Raw genomic sequence first — 21700 nt, forward strand, 5'->3', positions numbered from 1 at the left:
TCTGTAAAACAAGGGCTTCTAGCGGTCTCTCGACGAGCTTTTGGCCCGATCCCTTCGACCTATCTTACAGCCGTGGAACCGTCATCGCTATTTACCAAAGCATCCGGTCGCGGAATCCTCCGGGGTCTTCCGTAGGGCAGGGCTCGCCCTCCGGGCCGGTTCGCCAGCGTTACTGGAGTCCAAAAAGCGGCACCCCGCCGGCCTTGGCCGCCGCCCTCGGTTTCTCATCGAGCGTCGCCATCGGAATCCTTTCTCTGCTATCCTTATGAACTGTGCCTTATCGTGTGCGAATCCGACGCGAGGACCGTTCCATGTCGCTCGATCCCAAACGCGTCCAGGCCGTGTTCGGGGCGACCGTCGAATACGACGCCGCTTCGGACCGGGCCGGAGTCCTGGATCGAGAGTGTTCGACCGACCTGGAGCTGCGTCGACGGGTCGAGGCGCTCCTGATGGCCTATGACCGGCCGGAAAGCCTCCTGGAACGCCCCTTCCTGGCTCCCGGCGATCCGGCCGCGACGACCTGCTTTCGCCCGGCCGATCGGCCCGACTCCCCGACCATCGCCTACGATCCCGCGTCGGACGGCGGGCCGGTATCGGGCCTGGCCGTCGAGGGCCTCGCCCCTCGCCCGCTCGCCGAAGGGCCGGGGAGCCGGATCGGCCCCTACAAGCTGCTCCAGATGATCGGCGAGGGGGGCATGGGCTCGGTCTACATGGCGGAGCAGGAACAGCCCGTCCGGCGTCGGGTGGCCCTCAAGATCATCAAGCCGGGCATGGACAGCGCCCAGGTGATCGCCCGGTTCGAGGCCGAACGCCAGGCCCTGGCCCTGATGGACCACCAGTGCATCGCCCGGGTCCTGGATGCGGGCGCCACCGACACCGGACGCCCCTACTTCGTGATGGAGCTGGTCCACGGCGTCCCCATCACCCAGTATTGCGACGAGGCCAAGCTCGCCCCGACCGGGCGGCTGGAGCTGTTCATCCACGTCTGCCAGGCGATCCAGCACGCCCACCAGAAGGGGATCATCCACCGGGACATCAAGCCCTCGAACGTGCTGGTGACCCTCTATGACGGCAAGCCGGTCCCCAAGGTGATCGACTTCGGGATCGCCAAGGCCACCGACCAGCGGCTCACCGAGCGGACCATGTTCACCGAGTTCGGCTCCATCGTCGGCACCCTCGAATACATGAGCCCCGAGCAGGCCGAGATGAGTGCCATGGGCGTGGACACGCGCAGCGACATCTACTCGCTCGGCGTGATGCTCTACGAACTGATGACGGGGAGCACCCCGCTGGAACGGGCCAGGCTCCACAAGGCCGGATACGTCGAGATCCTCCGTCGGATCAAGGAGGAGGAGACGCCCCGGCCCAGCACCCGCCTCATCACCTCGGGGGGCACGACGGCCCAGATCTCGGACCAGCGAAGGACCGAGGCGATGAAGCTCTCCCGCGCGATGCGGGGCGAGCTGGACTGGATCGTGATGAAGGCGCTGGAGAAGGACCGAAATCGCCGATACGAGACCGCCGGCGCCTTCGCCCGCGACATCCGGAATTACCTGGCGGGCGATCCGGTCGAGGCCTGCCCGCCGTCGACCTCCTACCGGCTCCAGAAATTCGCCCGCAAGCATCGGCCGGCCCTAATCGTCGCGTCCGCCTTCACTTCGCTCCTGATCCTGGGGGCCGTCCTGAGCACCTGGCAGGCCATCCGGGCCACCCGGGCCGAGGCCCTGTCCAACATCGAGAGCGAGAAGGCCCGGCGATCCGCCGCCGAGTCGGAGGCCGTCCTCAAGTTCTTCCAGGATCAGGTCCTGGCGGCCGCTCGCCCCGAAGGGCAGGAGGGGGGCCTGGGCAAGGACGTGACGATCCGCCGGGCGATCGACGCCGCCGAGCCGAAGATCGCCTCGGCCTTCGAGGACCAGGGGGCCGTCGAGGCGGCCATCCGGGGCGTCCTGGGGACCACCTATCACTTCCTGGGCGAGCCGTCGCTGGCGATCCGCCAGCTCACCCGGACCCTGGAACTTCGGAAGGGCGTGCTCGGCCCCGACCACCCCGACACCCTGACCGCGCAGAACCAACTCGCGCTCGCCTACCGGGACGACGGCCAGTGGGACCGCGCGATCCCCCTCTTCGAGAGGACCCTGACCGCCGAGGCGGCCACGCTCGGCCCCGACCATCCCAACACCCTTTTGACCCAGAACAATCTCGCCCTGACCTACCGGGACGACGGCCAGTGGGACCGCGCGATCCCCCTCTTCGAGCGGACCCTGGCCGCTCGAGCCGCCCAGCTCGGGGCCGACCATCCCGACACACTGCTCACGCAGCACAATCTCGCGATGGCCCACCGGGAGGCCGGCCATTGGGATCGGGCCATCCCCCTGTTCGAGCAGACGCTGACATCCCAGGTGGCCAAGCTCGGCGCCGATCACCCCTACACCCTCCTGACCCAGAGCAATCTCGGCCCGGCCTATCAGGCCGTCGGCCAGACGGACCGGGCGATCGAGCTGCTGGAGCGGGCCCTGGCCGGCCGCTCGGCCAAGCTCGGCGCGGATCACCCCAGCACGCTCTCCACCCAGAAGAACCTGGCCCTGTCCTTCCAGGCCGACGGCCAGCTGGATCGTGCCATCGCGCTCCTCGAACGGACGCTGGCGACCCTGACCGCCAAGCTCGGCGTCGACCACACCCGGACCCTCGCCGCGCGATTCGACCTCGCCCTCGCCTACGAAGCGTCGGGCGATCCGACCCGGGCCGAGCCGATGTTGCGCGAGGTCCTGGCCGCTCGCCGGAAGAAACTCGGGGCCAATCACCCCGACGTGGCCCAGACGCTCTCGGCCCTCGGTCGAAACCTCCTGGATCAGAAGCGGTGGGACGAGGCCGAGCCGTACCTCCGGGAAGGCCTGGCGGCCTGGGAGGCCAAACGCCCCGACGACTGGAACCGGTTCGACACTCAAAGCCTGCTCGGCGAAAGCCTGCTCGGCCGGCAGAAATACGCCGAGGCCGAACCCCTCCTCCTCAACGGCTACGAGGGTTTGAAGTCTCGGGAGGCCAGGATTCCCGCCGATCTCCGGATGCTCTCGACCCGAGCGGCCGAGCGAGTCGTCCAGCTCTATCAGTCGACCGATCGGGAGGCCAAGGCCGCCGAGTGGAGGGCCAAGAGGTAGTCTCCCGAGAGCCCGTCGGAATCTCGCGCGGGATGCTCGACCCCGTCCGAGAGGACCGACCTTTCCTCGGAGGGGTGAAGCGATGACTCACTACGCTCTCCGATCATCCTCCGCACGAGCTCGAGGCCAGTACGACGATCCGGGCGGTGGGATCCTGACCTGAGTGGCCATGGGCGTCTCACGCGACATGGCGAGCGGGAAGCTCTCCTCTGGCGGTCAAGAACAGGTTCGTCCTCACCATCGGGGCTCAAGCATTCGATTCGGGCCTGAAGCTCGCCTCCAATCGATCCAGGAGCACCGGCTTCAGCAGGTAGCTGTCGAATCGGTCGTGGCTGCTCCGCATTTCTTCCCGCTCCTCTCGATAGCCCGACACGCCCACGATTCGCGTGCCCGACAGGGTGGGCTCCTCTCGAATCCTCCGCGCGACCTCGTATCCATCCATCCCCGGCAATCCGATGTCCAGCACCACCACGTCCGGCTGGAATTTCGCCACCGCCAGCAAGGCGTCGGGGCCGTTGTGCACCACCTCAACTTGATAGCCCGAGGCCTGGAGGAGCACCGCCACGCCGTCGGCATAATCGACGTTGTCGTCCACCACCAGCACGCGAAGCCCTCGGGGTTTTGGATCGCTCGGCTGCCCCGATGAGGAATCCCCCTCCGATGGCAATCGCACGATGAATTCGCTCCCCAGCCCCAGCCCGCGGCTCCGGGCTTCCACCGTGCCCCCGTGCATTTTCACCAGCCGCTGCACGATCGTCAGCCCGATCCCCAGCCCCCCTTGCGATCGGTCCAGCGATCGATCCGCCTGCGTGAACAGATTGAAGACGTTGGGCAGCAATTCCGCGGAGATCCCGATGCCCGTGTCCCGCACCCGGAGCACCATCTGCGCACCCTCCTGCATGACGGAGACCTCGATCCGCCCCCCGGCGTCGGTGTACTTCGCCGCGTTGCCCACCAGGTTCACCACCACCTGCTCGATCCGCCCGGCATCGGCGTTCACCCAGATCGGTCCCGGCGGCATTGAAACCGAGATCTTGTGGCCGCGGGCCGACACCAGATGGATCAGCCCATCGACCGCCCGCCTGACGATCTCCACGGCATCGCACCGTTCCAGGCGGAGGACCACCGCCCCGGTGGTGATCCGCGTCACTTCCAGCAGATCGTCCACGAGCAGGGTCAACTGCCCCACCTGGCGCCTCACGATGGCCTTGGCCTTCTCCTGGGTTGGGTCCTCTTCCTTGCCCAGCTGGAAGATCTGGACGGCGTTGAGGATGGCGGCCAGCGGGTTGCGGAGTTCATGCGAGAGGATCGCCAGGAATTCATCCTTGCGACGGTCGGCGTCCGCCAGGGCCTCCCCCTGCTCCTGCACCTGCCGCTCCAGGCGGCGACGCTCGGTGATGTCGCGGATATTGCACTGGATAACCCTGGCTTCCCCCTCGTAATACACGTTGCTGATGAACTCGACCTCGACCTCCCGGCCGCCCTCGGCCTTGAGCGGCAGGTGTTCGTAGCGGATATAACCGGTCTCTTGCAGGACCTCATAGGCGGCCCGGTTGGCGGCCTGATCCGCGAATAACCCGATCTGCCAGAGTTCCTTGCCCAGGAAGTCGCGATGTTCGTAGCCGAGCAGATCGGTCATGAACGGGTTGGCGTCGACGATCGTGCCGTCCCTGGCATCGAGGATGAGGATGCCATCCTTGGCCGACTCGAAAAGGCGTCGATAACGCAGCTCTGATGCGAGGATCGAACCTTCGGGGTTCGCGGTCACGACCCCTCCGTTCTCGATTTCTATGATCGCACTTCGATCAAAAATGGTCCTCTCTGATCCGTAAGGGACATTATACCAAAATTCGGGCCATATCACCCCACTGGTAATCAATTTTTTTATTTAAGTATTTATAGATTTGCAAAAATTCTTAACGCCGAGGCGGGGTCCTCCTCGCAGGTCAGGGCTTGCCCCGACGACGGGACCAACGCCGGCAGGAAAATTCTTACGTAAATATATAAATAAAAATATATATTTTTATTTGATTGGCTTGAATGGGGCGAAGTCGACGAGGATCGACCGCCTTGGCGAGCGTGACGGGACAAGGACGCCGGATGTTACCCCCCGGTCACTTGCTTCGAACGAGGTCGCGGTCGGGAGTTCATCGGCCCTCCGATCACGAAGGGCGATTCACCCGGCCTCGGTCCCGCGGTCGACGGGGCTCCCATTAAGACAGCAGGAACTCCAGGTCGTCCTTGGTGAGGGTGCCGATGACGTTCCGGTTCTCGTTGAGGATGGCGTCGGCCAGGTCGCGCTTCTTCTGCTGGAGTTCGAGGATCTTCTGCTCGACGGTGTCCCGGCAGATCAGCCGATAGGCGAAGACCTGCTGGGTCTGTCCGATCCGGTGCGACCGGTCGATCGCCTGGGCCTCGACGGCGGGGTTCCACCAGGGGTCGAGCAGGTAGACGTAGCCGGCGGCGGTCAGGTTCAGGCCCAGTCCGCCGGCCTTCAGGCTGATCAGGAAGAGCGGGATATCCGGGTCGTTCTGGAACCGCTGGACGCGTTCCTCGCGGTTCCGGGTCCGGCCGTCGAGGTACTCGTACTTCAGCCCTTCGGCGTCGAGCCGGTCGCGGACCAGGCCGAGGAACTTGGTGAACTGCGAGAAGACCAGGATCTTGTGGCCTTCCTCGGCGACCTCGACCAGCGTCGGGATCAGCATGTCGAGCTTGGCGCTGGGGTCGCCGGAGTGCTCGGGGTCGATCAGGCCGGGGTGGCAGGCGGCCTGGCGGAGCCTCAGGAGCGCCTCCAGGACCTCGATCTTGGACCGGCCCAGCTCGGCCGTGTCCTTCCGGAGGAGGGCCTGGCGGTAGTGGGCCTTCAGGCCCTCGTAGAGCTTCCTCTGCGCCGGCTCGAGGTCGCAGATCAGGGTCTGCTCGAACTTCTCGGGGAGGTCCTTGACGACCTGCTGCTTGGTCCGCCGGAGGATGAACGGCCGGAGGGCGCGGGCCAGGAGGGATCGGGCCCCCTCGTCGGCGGCGGAGGCCCCCGAGGCGTGCTTCTTGAAGACCGAGGCGGTCCCCAGCATCCCGGGGTTGAGGAACTCGAAGATCGACCAGAGCTCGCCCAGGTGGTTCTCGATCGGCGTGCCGCTCATGGCCAGCCGGTGTCGGCCCTTGAGCAGTCGCGCCGCCTTGGCCGCCTGGCTGTCGGCGTTCTTGATCGCCTGGGCCTCGTCCAGGATCACATAGTCGAAGGTGATCTGGCTCAGCTCGACGATGTCGGTCCGGAGGGTCCCGTAGGTGGTGACGATCAGGTCGTAGTCGTCGAACTCCTCGCGGGAGGCGTGCCGGCCCGACCCGGTGTAGTCGAGGACCTTGAGCCTCGGGCAGAACTTCTCGGCCTCGGCCCTCCAGTTGAAGACCAGCGACCGGGGGACCACGATCAGGCTGGGCCCCTTGGAGAGCCTCCGGGCCCGTCGGCTCTGGAGCAGGGCCAGTACCTGGATCGTCTTGCCCAGGCCCATGTCGTCGGCCAGGATCCCGCCGAAGTCGAACTTCTGGAGGTATTCGAGCCAGCCCAGCCCCTCGCGCTGATACGGGCGGAGCTCGCCCCGGAATCCGGGCGGGGCCTCCTTGGGGAAGACGCCCTCGAACCTCGGGAGCGCCTGGCGGACCTTGCCGAAGCCGATATCCAGCTTGATTTCCGGCTGGGACGCCAGGAGGGCATCGAGCAGGCCGGCCTGGGCCTTGCCGAACCGGATCGGGCCATTTTCCCCCTCGGTGGTCCCGAGGTCGGCCAGCATCCCGTACTTCTTGAGCCAGTCCTCGGGGAGCATCCCCATCGAGCCATCGCCCAGCGTGACCATGGTCTCGCCCGACCGGGCGGCGGCCAGGAGGTCGGGCAGGGGGACGCTCTGGCCTCCGAAATCGACCTGGCCTCCCAGCTCGAACCAGTCGATCCCGGTGGTCACGGCCAGCTTGAACTCGCCGGCCTGCCGGATCAGCTTCCCCTCGGCCTCGACCCGCCAGCCGGCCTGGACCAGTTCCTTGGTCACCTGGGGGACCCGCTTGGCCGGCAGCTCCAGGCTCCCGGGGTCGAGCATCTGGTCCTTGGCGTCCTTGAACCCCAGCTCATAGAGCTGGATGCCCGCGGCCTGTTCGAGCGCGACCTGCCGGCGGACGACCAGGTTCAGGTCGGTCCGGACCGCGATGTCGCCGGGCCGGATGATCGGCACGTAGGCCCCGGCGTAGTCGAACCCCAGCTCGGCGATCAGGCGGTCGGTCCCCCAGTTCTGGCGGGGGGTCCGGAGGGTCAGGCAGGGCTGGGGGACGTCGTTGGTCTCGCGGAGCTGGAGCACCTCGGACTCGATCAGGTCGGAGACCGGGCCGGGCGACTCGGCCAGGAGCTTTTCGAACATCGCGTCCTGCGAGGCCGAGTCGGGGAACATCAACTCCTTCTCGTGGCGGACCTGCGTCACCCAGGAGTAGAGCCCGGCGTCGTCCAGCCGGGCGATCTTGCCGACTCCCTGGACGATCAGGCCGGGCAGGATCGCCATCGGCTCGGCCAGGTCCATCCGGTCCACGCCACCTCGGCCGTCGGGACGTCGGAGGATCCCTCGCCAGCTCCAGCGCTTGCCGGTGGGGTCGGACTTGACCTCGATGCCGAACCGCCAGGGGGGCTGGTCGTCCCAGCGGGCCAGGGGCGGGTCGTCCTCGCCGTCGGTCCGTCGGAGCCTGAGTCGTCCGGCCTTGGCCAGTTGCTCAACCACCGAGGACTGGAACTCGGGCTTGAGGACGAACCGGCGGGTCCCGGCCGACTCGCCATAGGCGTTCGAATTCACCGCCGAGGCCGTCGACGGGGGGGCTTGCGCATCGACCAGGATGGCCAGGAGGTCGCGGTCCTCGGGGTCGTAGCGGACCACGGGCAGGTTCGGGGTGTGCCACCAGGGCTTGAGCGGGCCCCAGTCGCCGTTAGGCCGACGGGCCCGACGGGCCAGGTCGATGACGATCTGATTCGCGCTCAGGGTGGTCGGAACATCGAGGATGTAGGCCAGGAGCCGCTTCGACTTCTGCTGGGCGGCCAGGGCGGCCCGTGCGGCCTTGGCCTGGGCCCGCGCCTGCTGGAGATTGACGTTCCCGTTGACCCCCTCCCCGGGGACTCCTCGGACCCTTCGATCCTTGGGATTGGGGCGACCCGGCCGTCCTGGGCCGGGCCCGTTGGGTCCCCGAGCCTGATGCGGCTGGCCGGGGCCAGGGCCGGGCCCACGACCGCGGGGCGGATAGCCCGGAGTCCCCTGACCAGGGCCGCGGGGCGGATAGCCCGGAGCCCCCTGGCCCGGACCATCACCCCTCGGCGGGTAGCCGGGGCCGGGGCCGGGGCCACGCTCGCGCTGCTGGGGCGGATAGCCGGGGCCGGGGCCACGCTCGCGCTGCGGGGGTGGGTAGCCGGGGCCGGGGCCACGCTCGCGCTGCTGGGGCGGATAGCCGGGGCCGGGGCCACGCTCGCGCTGCTGGGGCGGATAGCCGGGGCCGGGGCCACGCTCGCGCTGCTGGGGTGGGTAGCCCTGGCCGGGGCCACGCTCGCGCTGCTGGGGCGGATAGCCGGGGCCGGGGCCACGCTCGCGCTGCTGGGGTGGGTAGCCCTGGCCGGGGCCGCGTTCGCGCTGCTGGGGCGGATAGCCGGGGCCCCGACCGTTGCCCGGGGTCTGCTCCTGCCCTCGGGGCGGCCTCTGGCCGCGCGGGGGATTCTGGCCCGGTCCCGGGAGCGGGTAGGGCAGGGGCTCCGAGTCGAGGGGCGGCAGCCCTTCGATCCCATCGATGGGAGGGCGTTGGGGTTGCCTCTGGGGCTGATCGGTGATCAGGCGGAGCGGGCGGGCCGGCGCCGAGGGGAGGAGCCCCCGGGCGTCGACGGCCAGGAGGGTCGCCCAGAGGTGCTTGCAAGGCGCCCCGGCCGGGCCGAAGTACGGGCACGAGCACGACGAGATCAGCTTGATCCCGCGGAGTCGGAGCCGGACCTTGTACCGCTCGGTCCCCTTGACCTTGGCGACGACCTCGCCGGCCGAGGACGCGGTGATCGCGACCCGACCCTTGGCGAAGTACGACTGGCCGCGGGAACGCACCGCGTCGCTGAACTCACGGGCCAACTTCTGGGCTATCCCCATCATCCCTTCCCATCCGCGACGGCTGCTAAATCCGACGCCCGGGGGACGATCCCCGCCGTCACGCTCGCGGACCCTCGCGACCCGAACGGGTGTCCGGGGCCTTGGTCCATCGACGATCCAACCTTCAAGATGCCCGCTCCGATCCGATCGCGTCACCTTCGCCGGGACCGGCCCGGGGTGACCGACGATCTACGAACCGACCCGAACTCCGAGACATCGCGGAGGTTAGGCCTCAACAGGACCTCGCTCGGGAACCGGCATCCCCCCCACACGCTCGCCCGCTCGCGGACCATCCCGAGCGACCCGATGACCCGGCCCGCCAGGATCCGGCCGGGAAGCCCCGGTGATCGCGAGATCCCGCACGTCCGGCACCCTCTCCCGTCGGAGAGGAGGCCCATCACCTCGGAGCCGGCCCGGACCCCCTGGGCCCGATCGAACTCCCCAACCTCACCGAACTGCCGGGCCGATCACGACGCCCGCCCGATCATCCCGGGATCGGCCCTCCGGCGAACGACCTTCTTCTCACTCCACCGCCAAGTCCACGGGCGAGGCCACACGGTGCGACCTCCAGCCCGACCGGCCCGGACCCCGGGACGGTCCTCCGAGCCTCCCACAATCCAATCCAACCCTACGACGTCCGGCACTCAGACGTCGAGGTTCTTGACCTCCAGCGCATGCTTCTCGATGAATTCGCGTCGAGGCTCCACGTCATCGCCCATCAGGGTGGTGAAGAGGTCGTTGGCGGCCGCCACGTCGTCGAGCTGGACCTTCATCAGGGTCCGCTTCGTGGGATCCATGGTGGTGTCCCAGAGCTGGTCGGCGTCCATCTCGCCGAGCCCCTTGAACCGGGTGATCTTCATCCCCTTCTCGCCGAGATGACGGATCGTGGCGACCAGCGACCGGAGGTCCAGGAGCGGATGCTCCTCGCCGTCGCGGTGCAGGAGGAGCCGGGCGGGCGGATCGTCGCCGGTCACCTCGATCGGCAAGAGGACCTCGGCCCTCATGCCGAAATCGTCGCGGAGCCGGGCGAGCCACTTGTTCAGGGTGCGGACCTCGTGGAGTTCGGTGACTTCCAGGCTCGGGCCGTCGGGGCTCGCCTCGCCATCGCCGTCCCCGTCGACCGAGGGGGTCCGGGCCATCTGGTGCGACTCGAGTTCCTCGGAGGTATAAGGCCAGGCGTCGTCGGCCCCGGCGAACCCCTGGACGTGGTAGAGCGGCAGGAGGCCGGTCTCCGGGTGGGCCCGGGCCAGGAACGGCCGGATCGGCAGGTTCCGCCGCCCGAAGGTCCGCAGGCCATTGTCCAGGCCGGTGACGATCTCCAGCAAGGCCTTGAGCCGAGGACCCTCGATCGCCGGGGCCTCGGGGCCCCCGACCAGTTCGAGCCGGGCGTCGGCCAGGCCCACTTCGTTGAGGATCGCCTGCATCTCGGGCTCGGTCTGGACGTACCGGCGCTGCTTCTTCTGGGTCAGCATGTAGAGCGGCGGCTGGGCCACGTAGAGGTGCCCCTCGGCGACCAGTCGGGGCATCTGGCGATAGAAGAACGTCATCAGGAGCGTCCGGATGTGCGAGCCGTCGACGTCGGCGTCGCTCATCATGACGATCTTGCCGTACCTCCTCTTGGAGGGGTCTTCCTCGTCACCGATCCCGTTGCCGACGGCCGTGATGATGTTGCGGACCTCCTCGTTACCCAGGACCCGGTCGAGCCGGGCGCGTTCGACATTGAGGATCTTGCCTCGCAGGGGGAGGATCGCCTGATAGAGCCGGTCGCGGCCCCCTTCGGCGGTCCCGCCGGCCGAGTCGCCCTCGACCAGGAACAGTTCGCTGGAATCCTGGTCGTGAGTGGTGCAGTCCATCAGCTTGCCGGGGAGCCCGCCGCCGGAGAGGACACCCTTGCGGTTCCGGACCAGGTCGCGGGCCTTCCGGGCCGCCTCGCGGGCCTCGGCCGCCAGTTGGGCCTTGGCGATCACTTTCTTGGCCGCCTGGGGGTTCTGCTCCAGGAACTCGGCCAGCTTGTCGTTGACGACCTTGGAGACGATCCCCTCGACCTCGGCATTGCCCAGCTTGGTCTTGGTCTGCCCCTGGAACTCGGGGTCGGGCACCCGGACGCTGACGATCGCCGTGAGGCCTTCCTTGAAGTCCTCCCCCTTGATCTCCAGGTCCTTGTTCCGGGCCGGGGCGTACTGCTTGGCGTACAGGTTCAGGGTCCGGGTCAGCGCGGTCCGGAACCCGGTCAGGTGGGTCCCGCCCTCGACGGTGTTTATGTTGTTGCAGTAGGTCACCAACGTCTCGCCGATCGATTCGTTGTACTGCAATGCGACCTCAACTTCAACCGCCCGCTCCTCGTCTTTGCCGGAAAGCAGGACCGGCGGGTGGATCGTCGACTGGGCCCGATTCAAATAGGCGACGAATTCGGCCAGTCCGCCCGAGGAGAAGAACTCGTCTCGTTTCGGCTCGTCGCCCCGCTCGTCGGCCAGCGCGATCCGGATCCCCTTGTTCAGGTAGGCCAGCTCGCGGAGCCGCTTCTCCAGGACGTCGTGGTCGAACTCGATGACCGGGAAGATGGCGATGTCGGGCAGGAACTGCATCTTGGTCCCGGTGGTCTTGGCCGGGCCGACCTCGCGGACCGGGCCCTTGGCCACGCCCTGCTCGAAGTCCTGCTTCCAGACCTTGCCGTCGCGGTGGATCTCGGCCTCCAGCCACTCCGAGAGGGCGTTGACCACCGTGATCCCGACCCCGTGGAGCCCGCCGGAGACCTTGTAGGTGTCGTGGTCGAACTTGCCCCCGGCGTGCGCCTTGGTCAGGACGACCTCGAGCGTGCTCTTGTCGGTGAACTGCGAGTGCGGGCCGACCGGGATCCCCCGGCCGTCGTCGACGACCGAGGCCGAGCCGTCGGCGTGGATCGTCACCTCAATCTTCGAGCAATGCCCGGCCATCGCCTCGTCGATCGAGTTGTCCACGACCTCGTAGACCAGGTGATGGAGCCCCCGGGAGGTGGTGTCCCCGATGTACATCCCGGGGCGCTTCCGCATCGCCTCGATCCCTTCGAGGACGCGGATGTTGGCCTCGGTGTAGTCGGTCCGGCCGTTGCCGCCATCCGCATTCCGTCCCGGGATCTCGGCCGTCGCGTTCGCATTCTCGGTATTCAAGGCCATTGCGGAATCACCTCGGTCGTTCAGAGGGAGGGCGAGGCAGGCCCGGCTCGGGCTTGGATGTCGTTGAAACCCCCGGCCGGGTCATGTCAGGGCCGGGGAGGGCCGGGCGATGGCGAACTGATCGGGCCGACGCGGAACCGGATGTCATGGATCGGCGTGCCCGGGGCATCGCGGCGGAGCGTCGCCAGGAGTGAGGGCTTGCGAAACGTCGAGAGTTCCTCCAGCAGGCCCGGGTGGGCCACCGTCACGTTGAGGACCCCCCGGCGGACTCCGCCGACTCGGGTCTGGCCCAGGTCCCGATCCCCCACCGCCGAGGCCCAGGCCAACTCCAGCTCGCTGGCCGCCTGGAGCCGGCCAAACCCGCGGGCGGCGAACAGGTTGCCCAGGATCTCCGAGAGGGGCTTGGGCCCTCGTCCCTTCGGACCGGTCGACATGGACCCGCTCACTTCCTCGCCGACCCGGCGGATCGCGGACCGCATGAACGTCTTTTCATTATACTCCTCCGGGCCCGCCGCAACAACCCTCGGTTCGAGTCGGGCGATCCTCGGATCAACCCCCGCGATCCGAGGCCCGATCTCCCCGGTCAACGATCCCGCGTCAGGGGCATCACCACGTAGGCGTAGCGGTCCTCGGTCTTGAAGACGGCGGCGTTCTTGTGGTCGATCAGCTCGGCGGTGATCATCGAGTCGTCGTCGATGGTCTTCAGGGCGTCGGTCAGGTAGCGGGGGTCGAAGGTGATGTCGACCTCCTTCCCCTCGTAATGGATCGGCATCGTGACCTGCGAGCTCCCCACGTCGGCGGCCTGGCTGGAGAGGGTCAGGGTCTCTCCGGCGAACCGGAAGTCGACCCCCCGGCTCTCGTCGCTGGTGACGATCGAGGCCTGCTCGACCGCCTGCCGCAGGAGGGCGACGTCCAGGGGGATCTTGACCTCGACGTCGGCCGGGAAGACGTCCTGATAGCGGGGGAAGCGTCCCTCGACCAGCCGGCTGTAGATCACGGCCCCCTGGTCCGAGGTCCGGAGCAAAACGGAGTTCCCCGCCTGGATGGCGATGTGGACCGAGAGCTCGGGGTCGTCCAGGTTCCGGTCGATCAGCTTGAGCGCCTTGACCGGGATCACCGGGTTGCCGGTCGGCGAGACGGCCCCGTTCTCGGCCTCGGCCGGGGCCGACATCTTGGCCAGGCGTCGCCCGTCGGTGCCGACCATCGTGATCGACTCGGCGTCCAGCTCCACCAGGACGCCGCCCAGGGCGTAGCGGGTGCTCTCGACGTCGGTGGCGAACATCGTCCGGCGGATCAGCTTACGCAGGTCGGACGCCGCGACGACGTGATAGCTGGTGGCCGCGAAGTCGGGCACTTCGGGATATAAGCTGGGGTCTTCGCTCGGCAAGCGAAAGCGAGCGTAAAGGCCATTGACCAGGAGGTGTTCGCCGTCGGTCTCGATGTCGAGTTCGGCGTCGGCGCTGGTGGAGAGGATCGACTGCATCTTGTTCGTCGGCAGGATGACCGATCCCGGCTCATACGCGGTCACGCCGTAGACCTTGTGGCGGATGCCGACTTCCAGATCGGTGGCCATCAGGATCGTGCCGAGCTCGGCGTCCACCACGAGCTTGACGTTCTGGAGGATGGGCTTGGGGCTCCTCGATGGGACGACGCCGCTGACCATCCCGAACGCGGCGAGCAATTCCTTTCGCTTGCAGCGGGCCTTCATGCGCTTCCCTCGCCGGAGTGCGGGATGGGCGGTCCTACCGGGCGGCTCCCGGATTGCCCCTGATCCCTATGGATTGGATAGAGGAGAGAGAAAATCCTCTTCGTCATCTTCGAAGAGCCGGCCGTCGCCCGTGGATAACCCCGCGCGGACTCGGTCAAATCGCATGATACCAAAGAACTTAATCGGCCACAATCCGCAATCCCGACCGGGGGAAAACCCGTTCACAACCGCGTCGCGCAACCCGGCATGCGCCGGGCCTCCGGCGCATGGGCGAAACCTTGCCCACCGGAACCCAGTCGGGGCGCGTCGGCCCGCCAACCGAGGCGCGACGGGTTATCCACGAGTTTTCCCCCGCCCCTTGTTGACAGTTCTACCGATCTCGGCGAGCGGGAATGGGGCGAATGTTGGCTCCCGGAGCTTGCTCCGCCAACGGAATTTTCCGGAACTCCGCGAATGTGGGAGCCGGTCTATCGGGGTGGCAAGCGAAACGAAAGCCCGAACGAGCAGTCCCCGCCCCACAGGATCGTCCACTCGTTGCCGCAATGCCCGAACCGGTGCCGCAGCGGGGTCTGTCCTTCGATCGCCGCCATGAACTCCCCAACACTCAGCTCGCGCGCCGGGAACCGGACGACTCGGTCGGCCAGGTTGCCGGGGGCGCTGATTCCGTATCGAAATGGGTGGGGCTGCTGGTAGGGCTGGGGGTCCTGCAACTCACCGATCGTCATCGATTGCCTCGGCAGGGTGATCTGCCGGGCCTTCATCTGATCGACGACCTTACCCGGAGCGAAGGCCGCTGCCAGCACCAGCACGCTCATTGTGCTGAGTTGGACGACCAACTCGATGACTCCGGCACGTCCTCCGCTCGCCCGCGCCCGGCGTTTCACCCATCCTTCGACGAGGATGGCCCAGATGCCGAGGGCGGCCAGGTTGATCGGCAGGGCCGTGGCGACCAAGGCCGTGGCGAGCCCCAAGGTGACGAGGATCTGCAACGCCGCTGACGCCCTCGACATGGCAGCCTCCAACGCCCTACGACGGCGGTCACCAGACCAGCCGGGCACTCCGAGCGGGGGCGAACCCCGATGACATCGTCTCAGCCGCTGCCCGCCTCTTCCCAGCGGTTCCCCCGGCTCGCCGTCCTGGCCTGGGTCTACCGGTCCTTGCCTGCTTCGAGAGCCTTGCTCGCCACCTCATTCAAGTCTCCGGTCGCGGCGATCTTGCCCTCGCGATCGACCAGGACGGCGTGCGGCAGGCGGTCGACGCCCAGCTTCTCGAAGAAGGCCCCCCAGTAGGTCGCCCCGGCGGGCGGCGGGAGGTCGATGCAGGTCGGATACTCCATCTGGAAATCCGCGATCACCTTGTCGATCGCGGCCCGCTCGCTCCCGGGGGGATGGATGCCGATGATGACCAGGCCGTTCGACTCCCGGGCCTTGTGCAGAGCGGCGGCCGTCGGCAGGTCGTTGCGGCAAGGCCCGCACCATTCGGCCCAGAAGTCGAGGATGACCGGCTTGCCGGCCAGGTCACTCCAGCGCATCGGGGCCCCGTTGATCCACTCCGCACCGGCGGGGAACTCGGGCGCGGCGTTGCCGATCAGCGCGGCCTGCTTCCGTTCGTATTCCTGGTCGCGCGTCGCTCTCTCTTTCCCCTTGGCGATGATCGCCGCCCATTCCTCGGGCGTGAAGGTCGCCTTGTGGCGGTAGGACAGCGGAGGGTTGGAGGCGAGGTCGAGCACCCGGGCCCCTTCCTCGAACTCGACTCGGAAGAGCGAGTCGGGCAAGGGCTCGTCGACGTGGACCTCGGTGACCTTGAGCGTCTTGGTCATCTCGACGGCATTGTTGCCATCCTCGTCGATGAACCGGAACGTGGTCGTCTGGGTCATCGGTAGCCAGCATCCGGGCTTGATCTCGCGGTAATCCTCCAGGCCGAATTCGAAGATGGGGTCGGTGAGCTTGAGCATATTCGCCGAGAGCTTGAGCTCGGTCGCCCTGGCCTCCTCGGGGGTTCGGCCCTTGTACCACTCGAGCCATTCCTTCTCGTCCCGGAATTTGTACCCCTCGCCGCGGAAGAATTCGATCAACCGCGATTCGAAATCCGGCCGGGTCTGAGTCCCGACCTTGAGCCCTCGGAGGCGGCCGTCGTCGAAGTAGTAGCGGTCCCAACTCCCCCACCGGCAGACCACGTCGCATTCGGTCCCGTCGAAGGCATCTCGCCCCGCGAGGGCGAATTCGGCGGGGTCCGTCGTCATCCTGAGGAGATCCGCCCGATCCTTGGGGGCCAGCCACCAGAAAGGATGCTGGCCGGTCCGGAAGTTCGAGAGGTTGCTCAGGAAATAGTCGAAGCGGCCATCCGTCTTGCGGTCGATCAGGTAGCTGCCCTGCTCGGGAGCCTTGGTCGGCAACGTCCGCCCGATGTATCGCTTCCCGTCCCAGACGCGCAGTTCATCGGAGCCCCAGGGCCAGAGATCCCGGGAGCGGACCCGCTTCCCGTCGAACGCGATCTCGGTCCGCTGTTCGCTCCTGGAAAGGAGTTCCGGCGATGCATCGACGTCCTGCCCGGGAAATTGGGCCTCCAACTCTCGACGACGTTTCGCGATCCCCTTCGGGGTCTTCTCCCAGGTCACGTCGGCCTTGAGCCAGAAACTCCCGATCCGATCAATCCAGGCCTCCCGGTCCCGCGCCGATCGGACGAGCGTAGCCGCGTCCCGCTCGTCGGGATCGGCCCAGATGGCCGAAATCAGGGCGAGACCGATCAGGCTGGCGTGATGGATCATGATGCACCCTGGGAATATGACAGGTGTCGGAGTCTCGGGTCATCGTACCCAAGTCGGTAGGGTATGACAAGAGTCATAGGGAAGTCTCTTGAGGACCTTGTCTCGCCTCTGCAGCTGGGCTTGTCCTCGGGCATCGGGCCTGATCAGAATGGCCGGGAAACCTAACCGGTGGGGGTGCCCACCTACGGCCTCATCACTTGAAGCCACCATCCGTCGGGGTCGAGGATGATCGAGGCGTGATCATGACCGAGCGGGCGATCGAGACATTCAGCACCTTCGGCGTCGGCATCCTCTGCATCGTACTCGGCATCATCGCGCTGGCGATCTTCTTCAAGACGTCAAGCTGGCTCGCGAGTCGAGGGGCGAAGCCGGAGACGCTGGCCATCCGCGGCGTCCTGAAGGAGGATACCTGGGCGACAGTCCATATGCAGGGAGGGAAGCCGTTCGAGCGGGTCCGCTTCCTCGGGTTCGCTGAGGCGGGGAACATCAAGACTCACCTCCCCTACGACCTCAACGGCATGGTCATCCTGGAGGACCAGGAGGGCAGGCGATTCCTCGTCCGCGCGAAGGCCATCCGGATGATCGTCATCGCGCCAACGCAGGCCCATGATGGCAACGACCAGGCGTGAGGTCCTATCCCGATTGCCGGTTCGCATCCCGCCTGGAACAATGAGGTGTCAGGAATCGACCCGTCTCCGCTCAAGACGAAGGAGTGTTTCGGATGATGTGCCCTGCCAGGCTGAAATCGATGGTCGCCGTCGCAGCGATCCTGATCCTCGCCATCGGCGGGGTCGTCGCCCAGGAACGCCAACAGTCCGCGCCCGAGGAGGCGAGGAGCGAGGCCAAAGCCACCTCTCGCCCGGCCGCCGGTACGGGCGTCGCTGCGATGCCGGACGTGCCGGCCAATCGGGCCATCGCCAGGAAGCAACTCGCCCTCATCGACGAAACCTGGGACATCCTGCTGACCATGGCCCCGAATGCCAGGATCGAGCTCGGCTCCGGGATTTTCGGCCAGTGGGGACGCCGGAGGCTGGAGGCGCTTCGCACGGCGGGGGCCGGTAAGGCCGAGATCGTCGCGGGATTGGAGAAATATATCAAGGACCTCGAACAGTTGGAGGCGATCGCCATCGCCCGGAAGGAGGCCGCCCGGGCCACTCAACTGGGCATTCAGGAGATGCAGTTTCTGCGCATGGAAGCCGAAATCTGGCTGAACGAGGAGAAAGACCGGTAAGGTGGGCATTGACCATCGACCCGTTCGGGCGGCATCGAGACCGGAAGGCGGTGCCCACCCGACGGGACTACTGCCGGAAAATCGTCGGGCTTCAGTCCATGAACCAATTCACCACGCCGCCCGGGTCGGCCATCAGCCAGGCATAGGCGAACGGCCAGGACAGCATGGGCAGCAACACCCTGGCCGTGAACCGCTTGAGGTCATCACGGTCGTCGTGGAGCACCCGGAAAAACTCGACGGCTACCAGCGACGCGCTGACGGCGAGGGCGGGCAGGAAGCCGAAGAGGAGGAACCCGGTAGCCATGTACGGCGCATTGACCAACGGGCCGATGTACTTCGGGTCATCGAGCGACGGTCGCGGTAGATGGCCCAGCGAATACCAGGCGGCGGCCCACGTCGTATAGAGGGCGATGATCGGGAGCAGCGGGTAGCAGGCGAATATCCAGCCGGCAATTCGGGTCCAGGACGCGCGGAAGAAGACCCCAATGCCGACGGATACGAGCAGGACCGATGAGAATGCCATTGCCAGCGACGCCGGTGCCGCTGCGAACGCTTGGGCGACGATGGCGACGACCCACATGATCTGGGCGAGAGTGATGCGGGAGCCCATGGGGATCACGCCTGCGAAGGATGAGAGCCGTCAATCGACGACCAACCAGGGTAAGGGTTGGTCGTCCTCCCCGCGAGAGGCAGGGCCAGGGTCGATCAGTTCTCGAAGCTGGGTTGATCTGTCCGGGTGGCAGGGGTCTGCGGTACTCCGCAACCCCGGCGGATCGGCTCGGACCGAACCCTCGACTTCGTCGCCGGATGCGACGTGCCGGGGTTGCGGAGTACCGCAGACCCCTGCCACCCCAAACTCTTTGCCCCGATTTGAAGAACTGATCGACCCTGGAGGCAGGGCGTCCGGGGTCGCGAAGATGTTGGATCCGAATATCCTCTACGCCGAACCCTTTGTCCGTAGCTCTTTGTTTTTACCGGCTTTTTTATTCCCACCGCCCGCTACGGCGGGATGGCGCGGAATGTCGGGCCGATATCTTACCCTTGTCCCAGGGTCGATGTGGGATTATCCTGGGACAGATGTCGGATGAACTATTCGATCCTGGGCGGGGGTCTTCGATGGACAAGCCGGGTCTCGCAGATCTGATGATCGCCCCGTTGATCTTGCTGGAGCGCACAAAGGGCTGGAAGCTCCGAGGGCTGGCATTCCTCTACCTGATGATCGCCCTGACGGTGGGTGCCCTGGGCTGGCGGGCGCTCTGCCTGTGGCGTCTTCCCAACGCCCCCGAGCCTTTCGACCTCGTGAAGTATGGCCGGGTCGAAGTCTTGGACGCCGACAATGCGATGGTGGCGTATCGGGAAATCTTCGCGAAGTTCGGCGACCTCAATGCCAGGGATTACAAGGTCGCCAGCGAGAAGGCGTGGGCCGAGACCGACTGGCCCGTGGCCGATCCGGAAGCCCGCCGCTGGGCCGATGATCACCGGGATGCGCTGGAGGCGTGGCTGCCTGCGAACGACCGGCCCGATTCGCTCTTCATCCAGCCCGAGGAGGTGCGGATCAACACCAGTTTTGATCAAGTGCGGACGCTCGTCCCCTACGCCAGACTGGCCCTATTCGAGGGTTCCCGCCTCGAGCAGTTGGGTGACCTTGCCGGGGCTTGGCGGATGTACCGGGCTGCGTTGCGTGCCAGCCGCCACGCGGCACGGCACGGCTCCTTCGCACAGCGCGTCACTGGCATGATCCTCAATCAAACCCGTAAGCGGATCGACCCCTGGATCGAGCAGCCCGGCATTACGGCCCAATTGCTACGCCGGGCGCTCGACGACGTCGAGGCGTGCCGGGCGATGACCTCGCCAGCCTCGGAGATGGTCCGTGCCGAGTATTTCTGGTCCCGTAATGCCATAGGCGACATGGACCGCTGGCGACAACTGAGCGAGACGGGGCCATACTCAGGCTTGCACTGGTACAACCAATTTGCCGCAGGCCGCTGGGCCTACCGGTTCCTCCGCCGCGAACCCGAGCGATCGGCCCGCGTGCTCCGGCTGGTCACCGCCGGATACCTCTCCCAGTGCGACCGGCCCAGCTCGACCCGGCCCAAGCTCCTGCACCAGTGGCTGATGATCTACGACCACGACGCGCGGACGCCGCCGTCGGTGCGGGCGATTTCTCCCGATGCCCTCGAGTCCTGGGGAAGGGACTCGATCGTATATGAGCTCGGCCCCTTCCAACCCCAGATCCAGGGGATTCTCGACTCAGAATTGAGAACCTTCGATCGTTTCACCTTGAAGATGGCCGAGCGGGCCTTCGAGATCGAGCGGGGTAGGCCGCCGAAGACGCATGGCGAGCTGATCGGCTCCTACCTGAAGGCGTTGCCCGCCGGGGTCGAACCCAGCGATTTGGTGAATCCCTGATCGGGGTGAGCTACCTATCCCTCGTCGGTACAACGGGGCGGATTTTCAATCGCAAACGAGAGCACGCATGCGACTCGCATCCCGATTACTCCTCCCGTCCCGGCGGGCAGATTACAGCGGTAGATGTCTTGTGCAAAGAGGTACACATGAAACGACCGCGAATCACCCTCGGTCGCCTGATGCTCTTCGTGGCGATCGTCGGCACCCTGACCTGGGGCGGAGTCTCGGCCTATCGCGGCTGGAAGTTGGCGTCGATGTATCGGTCGCTTGCGCAATATCACGCCCAGCACGAGAAGACTTCCATCATCGCCGTCCGTGAGCGTACGTCTACCGCCGGGCCTGAACAGTTGGCCGCCCTGACTCGCGGTTGGCGGGCGTATCATTCGTCCATGAGGCGAAAGTACGAACGGGCGGCTTCCTTCCCATGGTTGCGGTTGCCCGACGACCCTCCGAGCCCCGTGGAGCTGAGCAACGCCGCGACCGGTCGCGAGGTCGATTTGCACTATCCTTGAGGATGACCAGCAGGGTGGACATTGACCACCGACCCGTTAGGGCGGCATCGAGACCTGTGGGCGGTGCCCACTCCATGGGACTTTGTCATGCACGCGGAACTCGAGGACTGGAAGAACGGCTGGTACGGGGTGCATCTCGGCCTCTCGACGGGAGAGATCGATGTCTTGATCGAACGCTTGAAGATGCTCAGGGCGGATCCCGATCAGCACTTTCACCTGTCGAGCACCTACCAGGGTGGCGGAGGCCTGGGGGACGTCACCGTCTACGTCCAGGACCCGTCCGAGCCGAGCAACATGGAGGCCATCGGCAGCAAGGCGTTTGCCCCGGGAGGTCGTCCGCGAGGTCTCACGCCGTGAGTCCGACCCGGTCGGTTCGCGTCCCGGGTGGCAGACGGAAGCGGCGCGTTCGCCGGTCATCCTGGCGTGACCGGGCTGATCCAGGCTGATCCCGGCCACCCGGACTCCTGGAAACGAACCCGGGGAATCGGTGCATGGGAGGGCCGATTTCGCGCCAAAATCCCCCGATTTCGTGCTCGATAGGGCCCGATTTCGCTCCTGGGAATGGTCGAAATCGGAGGTTCCGGGCCGGGCATCGGTCCCTCGGGCGGTCTCATCTTGCC

General features: G+C 66.6%; 14 protein-coding genes. 6 read left to right on the forward strand and 8 right to left on the reverse strand.

Features of this window, described 5'->3' with window-relative positions; all coding sequences use genetic code 11:
- Positions 1-311 precede the first annotated feature (311 nt).
- A complete protein-coding gene (locus tag P12x_RS29190) occupies positions 312-3155 on the forward strand; it encodes a tetratricopeptide repeat protein (RefSeq protein ID WP_435008629.1) in 2844 nt (947 codons plus the stop codon).
- 247 nt (positions 3156-3402) lie between these two features.
- On the opposite strand, the gene P12x_RS29195 is transcribed toward P12x_RS29190, so the two are convergent.
- From P12x_RS29195 to P12x_RS29225, 7 genes are all read right to left on the reverse strand, one after another.
- Entirely contained in the window at positions 3403-4923 is a 1521-nt protein-coding gene (locus tag P12x_RS29195; protein ID WP_435008630.1) for a PAS domain-containing hybrid sensor histidine kinase/response regulator, read from the reverse strand.
- A gap of 445 nt (positions 4924-5368) precedes the next feature.
- Positions 5369-9304, reverse strand: a complete 3936-nt coding sequence (locus P12x_RS29200) for an SNF2-related protein (RefSeq protein WP_435008631.1) — start codon at positions 9302-9304, stop codon at positions 5369-5371.
- A 641-nt stretch (positions 9305-9945) separates the two neighbouring features.
- Positions 9946-12453: a DNA topoisomerase (ATP-hydrolyzing) subunit B gene (gene gyrB / locus P12x_RS29205; protein WP_435008632.1), complete on the reverse strand. Its 2508-nt coding sequence runs from the start codon at positions 12451-12453 to the stop codon at positions 9946-9948.
- Between the two features lie 86 nt (positions 12454-12539).
- Positions 12540-12887, reverse strand: coding sequence for a DciA family protein (locus P12x_RS29210; protein ID WP_435008633.1), 348 nt, complete (start codon positions 12885-12887; stop codon positions 12540-12542).
- Between the two features lie 149 nt (positions 12888-13036).
- Complete coding sequence (gene dnaN / locus P12x_RS29215; RefSeq protein WP_435008634.1) at positions 13037-14161, reverse strand: DNA polymerase III subunit beta; 1125 nt, start codon at positions 14159-14161, stop codon at positions 13037-13039.
- Positions 14162-14628: 467 nt separating this feature from the next.
- A complete protein-coding gene (locus P12x_RS29220) occupies positions 14629-15171 on the reverse strand; it encodes a hypothetical protein (RefSeq protein WP_435008635.1) in 543 nt (180 codons plus the stop codon).
- 137 nt (positions 15172-15308) lie between these two features.
- Positions 15309-16928 (reverse strand): TlpA family protein disulfide reductase, encoded by a 1620-nt coding sequence (locus tag P12x_RS29225; protein WP_435008636.1) that lies wholly within the window; start codon positions 16926-16928, stop codon positions 15309-15311.
- A gap of 242 nt (positions 16929-17170) precedes the next feature.
- On the opposite strand from P12x_RS29225, the gene P12x_RS29230 reads away from it, so the two are divergent.
- The gene (locus P12x_RS29230) at positions 17171-17557 is read left to right on the forward strand and encodes a hypothetical protein (protein ID WP_435008637.1); all 387 of its coding nucleotides are present in this window, start codon (positions 17171-17173) and stop codon (positions 17555-17557) included.
- 92 nt (positions 17558-17649) lie between these two features.
- Positions 17650-18159, forward strand: a complete 510-nt coding sequence (locus P12x_RS29235; RefSeq protein ID WP_435008638.1) for a hypothetical protein — start codon at positions 17650-17652, stop codon at positions 18157-18159.
- 91 nt (positions 18160-18250) lie between these two features.
- On the opposite strand, the gene P12x_RS29240 is transcribed toward P12x_RS29235, so the two are convergent.
- Positions 18251-18769 carry a hypothetical protein gene (locus P12x_RS29240; protein ID WP_435008639.1) on the reverse strand — a complete coding sequence of 173 codons (519 nt, stop codon included), beginning with the start codon at positions 18767-18769 and terminating at the stop codon, positions 18251-18253.
- Between the two features lie 506 nt (positions 18770-19275).
- Between P12x_RS29240 and P12x_RS29245 the strand changes: the two genes are divergently transcribed.
- The 3 genes from P12x_RS29245 to P12x_RS29255 all read left to right on the forward strand — a co-directional run bounded on the left by P12x_RS29245 (position 19276) and on the right by P12x_RS29255 (position 21437).
- Complete coding sequence (locus P12x_RS29245; RefSeq protein ID WP_435008640.1) at positions 19276-20568, forward strand: hypothetical protein; 1293 nt, start codon at positions 19276-19278, stop codon at positions 20566-20568.
- 146 nt (positions 20569-20714) lie between these two features.
- Positions 20715-21080 (forward strand): hypothetical protein, encoded by a 366-nt coding sequence (locus tag P12x_RS29250; protein ID WP_435008641.1) that lies wholly within the window; start codon positions 20715-20717, stop codon positions 21078-21080.
- An 87-nt stretch (positions 21081-21167) separates the two neighbouring features.
- The gene (locus P12x_RS29255; protein ID WP_435008642.1) at positions 21168-21437 is read left to right on the forward strand and encodes a hypothetical protein; all 270 of its coding nucleotides are present in this window, start codon (positions 21168-21170) and stop codon (positions 21435-21437) included.
- Positions 21438-21700: the final 263 nt, after the last annotated feature.

This window comes from Tundrisphaera lichenicola, assembly GCF_051175385.1.
Classification (GTDB): domain Bacteria; phylum Planctomycetota; class Planctomycetia; order Isosphaerales; family Isosphaeraceae; genus Tundrisphaera; species Tundrisphaera lichenicola.

Excerpts from the sequence above, each read along its gene's own strand:
- P12x_RS29255 (WP_435008642.1), top strand. The coding sequence starts at position 21,168 with ATGCACGCGGAACTCGAGGACTGGAAGAACGGCTGGTACGGGGTGCAT.
- P12x_RS29190 (WP_435008629.1), top strand. The coding sequence starts at position 312 with ATGTCGCTCGATCCCAAACGCGTCCAGGCCGTGTTCGGGGCGACCGTC.
- P12x_RS29225 (WP_435008636.1), bottom strand. The coding sequence starts at position 16,928 with ATGATCCATCACGCCAGCCTGATCGGTCTCGCCCTGATTTCGGCCATC.
- P12x_RS29250 (WP_435008641.1), top strand. The coding sequence starts at position 20,715 with ATGAAACGACCGCGAATCACCCTCGGTCGCCTGATGCTCTTCGTGGCG.
- P12x_RS29240 (WP_435008639.1), bottom strand. The coding sequence starts at position 18,769 with ATGGGCTCCCGCATCACTCTCGCCCAGATCATGTGGGTCGTCGCCATC.
- P12x_RS29220 (WP_435008635.1), bottom strand. The coding sequence starts at position 15,171 with ATGTCGAGGGCGTCAGCGGCGTTGCAGATCCTCGTCACCTTGGGGCTC.
- P12x_RS29230 (WP_435008637.1), top strand. The coding sequence starts at position 17,171 with ATGACCGAGCGGGCGATCGAGACATTCAGCACCTTCGGCGTCGGCATC.
- P12x_RS29210 (WP_435008633.1), bottom strand. The coding sequence starts at position 12,887 with ATGTCGACCGGTCCGAAGGGACGAGGGCCCAAGCCCCTCTCGGAGATC.
- gyrB (WP_435008632.1), bottom strand. The coding sequence starts at position 12,453 with ATGGCCTTGAATACCGAGAATGCGAACGCGACGGCCGAGATCCCGGGA.
- P12x_RS29200 (WP_435008631.1), bottom strand. The coding sequence starts at position 9,304 with ATGATGGGGATAGCCCAGAAGTTGGCCCGTGAGTTCAGCGACGCGGTG.
- P12x_RS29235 (WP_435008638.1), top strand. The coding sequence starts at position 17,650 with ATGATGTGCCCTGCCAGGCTGAAATCGATGGTCGCCGTCGCAGCGATC.
- P12x_RS29245 (WP_435008640.1), top strand. The coding sequence starts at position 19,276 with ATGGACAAGCCGGGTCTCGCAGATCTGATGATCGCCCCGTTGATCTTG.
- dnaN (WP_435008634.1), bottom strand. The coding sequence starts at position 14,161 with ATGAAGGCCCGCTGCAAGCGAAAGGAATTGCTCGCCGCGTTCGGGATG.